The sequence below is a fragment of the Mycobacterium sp. genome, assembly GCF_049281135.1.
Lineage (GTDB): Bacteria > Actinomycetota > Actinomycetes > Mycobacteriales > Mycobacteriaceae > Mycobacterium.
Genome location: NZ_JBAPRN010000265.1, coordinates 1 through 4,703, shown reverse-complemented (window position 1 = coordinate 4,703; position 4,703 = coordinate 1). Strand labels below are relative to the sequence as shown.

Here is a 4,703-nt window from a genome sequence, read left to right as displayed (position 1 = left end):
GGTCTGCACCGGTCCGCTGGGCTTGCTGACCGCCAGTGCCGCGGCGGGCAGTGCGTCAGTGAAGATGTTCACCAGCAGCAATTGCCGGGTGTTGAGCGGCGAATTGCCGGTGATCGCGGCGCCGATGATTGCGAACGCGACCTCGCCGGCGTTGCCGCCGAGCAGCACTGACACCGCCGCCTGCACCCGTCGCCACAGCTCGCGGCCTTCGTCGATCGCGGTGAGCAGCGCCTCGATGCGCGCGTCGACGAGCACCACGTCGGCCGAAACACTCGACGAATCGCTGCCGCGGGCGACGACCCCGATGCCGACGGTCGCCGCCCGGATCGCTGCAGCGTCGTTGGCGCCGTCGCCGACCATGGCGCAGACCTTGCCGGCGCGTTCCAGCGTCTGGACGACCTGCACCTTGTTCTCCGGCGACATCCGGGCGAAGATCACCCGCTCGGTGACTGCTCGCTCTTGCTCCTTGCGCGACAGCGCATCCCACTCAGCTCCGCTGATGACCTCGTCCGCCGTCACCGACATTCCCAGTTCCCGCGCGATCGCCGTGGCGGTGATGGGGTGGTCTCCGGTGATCAGCCGAATGCCGATCTCGCGCTCAGCGAGTGCCGCCAGCAGGGCGGGGGCTTCGGCCCGCGGCGTGTCGGAAAGCCCGAGGAAACCCGCAAAAGTCAGCTCGCCGCCGGCCAGGTCGGCGATGGTGTCTTCGTCCTCCGCGACGAGCTGCGTCTGCTGTGGCGTCAGCCTTCGCCGCGCGACGGCGATCACCCGCAGCCCCTCGGCCGCCAGCTGACGCACGGTGTTGTCGATGTCCGGCCCGACGTCGTTGCACGCGGCCAGGACGACTTCGGGTGCGCCCTTGAGGGTCAGCTCGTCGCCGAACACCGACGCCGAGAACGACCGGCCCGACCGGAACGGTAGATGCGCGTCGGCGTCGGCTGCCGGGTTCGAGCCGTTGACCGACTGTGCGGCCTCGATGATCGCGCGGTCGGTCGCGTGCACCTGCGGTCCGCCGTTGGCGTCGGGTGCGGCGAGCGCCGCGCAGCGCAACACGTCTTCGCGTGAATGGCTCTGCGCGGGATGCACTTGCGATACGCGCAGACGGTTTTCGGACAGTGTCCCGGTCTTGTCGAAGCACACCACGTCGATGCGGCCCAACGCTTCCACTGATCGCGGGACGCGGACCAGCGCACCGTAATTCGTCAGCCGTCGAGCCGAGGCCGCCTGCGCGAGGGTCGCCACCAGCGGCATCCCCTCCGGCACCGCCGCCACCGTGATGGCGATGCCGCTGGACACGGCTTGACGAATACCCTTGCTGCGCAACAGGCCAAGGCCACTGACCAGGAGCCCGCCGGCCACGCTGACCGGGAAGGCCCGGTTGGTCAGTTGGCTGAGCTGATGTTCGAGTCCGATCTGCGGAAGCTCACTGGATACCAGCTCGGCGGCGCGGCGCGCCTGGGTATCGGCGCCGACGGCGGTCACCAGCGCTACCGCGGTGCCCGCCACGATGGTGGTTCCGCCGTAGAGCATGCAGCGGCGCTCGGCCAGGTCGGCGCCCGGTGTGGACTCGACCTGCTTCTCCACCGGCAGCGACTCACCGGTGAGTGTGGATTCGTCGACCTCGAGGTCCTCTTCCTCGATCAGCCGCGCGTCGGCGGGCACCACTTCGTGGGTGCGCACCTCGATCATGTCGCCAGGCCGCAGTTGCGCGGCCTTCACATCGGTGTAGACCGGCGAGCCGTCCGGGTCGAACGTCACTTTCCGGGCCGGTGGAATCTGTTGAGCCAGTAGCTCGTTCAGCCGGCTCTCGGCGCGCAGCCGCTGGCTGGCCGCCAGCATGGAGTTTCCGGTGAGCACCGATCCGACCAGCACCGCGTCGACCGGCGATCCCAGCACCGCGCTGGCCGCCGAGCCGAGAGCCAGCACCGGGGTCAGCGGATCGGACAGTTCGGCACGCACCGCCTTGGCGAATTGCCAGACCGCCTGCCGGGGGCGCCCGGTCAGCTCGGCACCGCGCTGGGCGGTTTCCATTGCCCGGGTGCCGATGCCGTGCCGCGGCTCCACTGTCTGCTCGGCCTCCGGTGGCGGCAACATCTTGCGGACCTGCTCGATCGACATGGCGTGCCACTCGTGGATCGGAGCCGGCAGCGGGGCAGGGGTCCGCAGCACCCGACGTGCCATCAGATAGCCCGACAGCAGACCGGCGGCCGCGCCGGTCGTCACCGGGCCCGGGCCACGCCCGCGTACACCGGGGACCATCAGCAGCGCGCCCAATGCCGTGGCGCCGGTTGCGATCTCGATCCCACGTCGGCTCGCCGATTTGGCCGCCGGAACGGCATGCAGCAGCCGCCACACGCCGTCGAGGTCGCTCAGGATCAGATCGGCCGTCCATGGCGGCGGCTCCCCGTCGGAATTGGGCATCACGCCCAGCCCGACATCGGCTGACGAAAGTGCTTGTGCAGCAGTCGAAGACACGGCTGCGACGGTGCGACCCGATTGCTGCAAATCGGTCAGCGCCGCGGCGAGCGCAGTGTCGAGGGATGCCCTCTGCAATGGCCTCAGCTCGTCGAAAGCGGGCTGCAGCTCGCCGAGATCGTCGACGCCGACGGAGATCAATTCCAGGCCGGCCCGACGCGCCTCGGCCAGCACAGCCGAGGCCAGAGGGTCGTGCGTCGGGCCGATCAGCGCTTCGACGACGTCAGATCCCTTGCCGGACAGGCCGGGAACCGGATGCCAGCCCACCCGCAGGCCCTTCTTCTCCAACAGCAACTGGGCGCGGTTCCACGCGGGTGACAGCTCGTCCTCGTCGGCCCCGCGGACGCGGACCACTCGCAGGGTGTCGGTGCACAACACCCGCGGATCGACCAGCAGCGCGTCGACCCGGTCCAGCCAACGCAGTTTTTCCGGATGCAGCGCCAGCACCGCGTGCTGCTCGGCCAGCCCTTGGCCGAGCGCTGCGGCGAAGGACTCCCGTGTGGTGCGGGTGGCCTTCGGGGTGGTGACCAACGTCGCGGTCGCGGCCATCTCGGGGTTGCGGGTGAAGGCTCCGACGGCCGCGGTGCCGATCACCTGAACCCACGCGCTGCGCCGTGCGTGCTGCTCGACCGGCCCTTCCGGCGGGGCCACCGGGCGCGACGGCGGATGGACCTCCGGGTGCTCGGCGTGACGGGCGAGTGCCGGTTCGTGACGACGCCAGGCTTGCGCCTCGGCCTGGTATTCGGCGGCTTTCAAGGTCTCCATCGCCAGGTCGACGGCCAGCGACGCCGGCGACAGCTCGAGGACATGCGCCGTGACCATCGCGACCGACAGCACCGCGTCCGTCGCCGAGTGCCCGATGCGATCCTCGAGCAGGCGGCGCAGTCGTGGCTGGTAGTCGACGGCCACCACCATCGCCTCGACACCGGCCAACATGCGCGGCCAGCGCAGCACCCGGCCCGCGACCGCGGCGCTCAAACCGACGGCGGTGGCGCCGACCCCTAATGCGTTGGTGGCCAGCAATAGACCGTCGCCCGGCAGTGGCTTCGGACGGGTATCGCTACGCCGTGAATCGACACTACCGCTTGCACGCCAACGCTTTTCGGCCTCATCGACATCGCGGCACAAGTCGCGCAGCGAGATCTGGTCGTGGTTGAGTGTGACCACGATCCGCGACAGTGGCCGGTTCACGCTGACCGATTTGACCGCGGAGCGCGCCCGGACGGCGTCGACCACCAACCGCCCGAGTTCGGCGCCATCCGGGCCGTCGAGGCCGCGGACCTCCACCCACGCGCGTCCCTTGCCGCGCCAGCTATGCCGGGTCAGCGTGGGCGCGGGCAGCCCTTCGGAGAGTGCCTTGACGCCTTCGCGAACCGGGATCACGGCCATCGACATGCCCGTCGAGGCCACCGAACCCAATGATCCTGCAGCGCTTGCTGCGGTTTGCACGCTGGCGCCAACGAGCGCTGAGGTCGCCTGTAAGCCCAGCGTTACCGCGCGCAGCGGGAAGGATGCTCGCACCAATCCGAAGCTACTTACTCGCAGGAATCAACGGCGCGTACGTGACTGGGTTCCGCTGGACTGCCGCGCCGGAGTCCGCTTGGCCGGCGTCTTGCGCGGCCGGGCGGAACTGGTCGACTTGGCGGGAGCCGCCTTCACCGACGTGACCGACGCGATGTGCGGGCCGTCGTTGTGCGAGTTGTTCAGCCGGCGTAGCAACAGCGCACCGCCGCCGACAGCCAGCAACAGCGGCCACTCGACGAGCCCGGCGACACCGATTGCGCCCAACGTCAACGCGGCCGCAGGCGTCGAGTGGCTGCCCTTGTCGATGCCTTTCTGCACACCCGCCGCGGCGCCGGTCACGGCGCCGAGGACGCCATTGACCGCGGCACCACCCACTGCGCCCGCGGCCGCGGTGGTTGCTGAGGCAGCGCGGCTGACCGTTCGACTTACATTGTGTACGGCGCCGTCAACGACACCCATGATCACTCCCTGATAGTCGGTTCTTGAGGCCGTGAATCGAATACCCGCTGCAGGCCACATTGGCGGCGGTCGTATACGCGCACACAGTCGCAGGGTTCATAGAACCGTCACGATATTGCGCAGCATCGGGCAATCCTATGACCTTGATTGGCAAATGAACAGAAGATGAATACCCGCAGCGCAGTTTTTACACACGTCAATCTCCACGCAAATCCACCACAACCGGGGCGTGATCGCTGGGTGCC

2 protein-coding genes are annotated in these 4,703 nt (G+C 69.0%); both read right to left on the bottom strand.

Translation table 11 applies throughout. The features are described 5' to 3' along the window. Positions 1 to 3,996, bottom strand: a 3,996-nt coding sequence (locus tag WAN02_RS10700; RefSeq protein WP_422264136.1) for an HAD-IC family P-type ATPase, incomplete at its 3' end; no start/stop codon positions are given. A gap of 27 nt (positions 3,997 to 4,023) precedes the next feature. Next, on the bottom strand, positions 4,024 to 4,458 hold the full coding sequence (locus WAN02_RS10695) for a hypothetical protein (RefSeq protein ID WP_422264135.1): 435 nt from the start codon (positions 4,456 to 4,458) through the stop codon (positions 4,024 to 4,026). Positions 4,459 to 4,703 lie beyond the last annotated feature (245 nt).

What these genes read in the sequence shown, in the direction of transcription:
- WAN02_RS10695 (WP_422264135.1), bottom strand. Translation starts at nt 4,458, where the DNA reads ATGGGTGTCGTTGACGGCGCCGTACACAATGTAAGTCGAACGGTCAGC.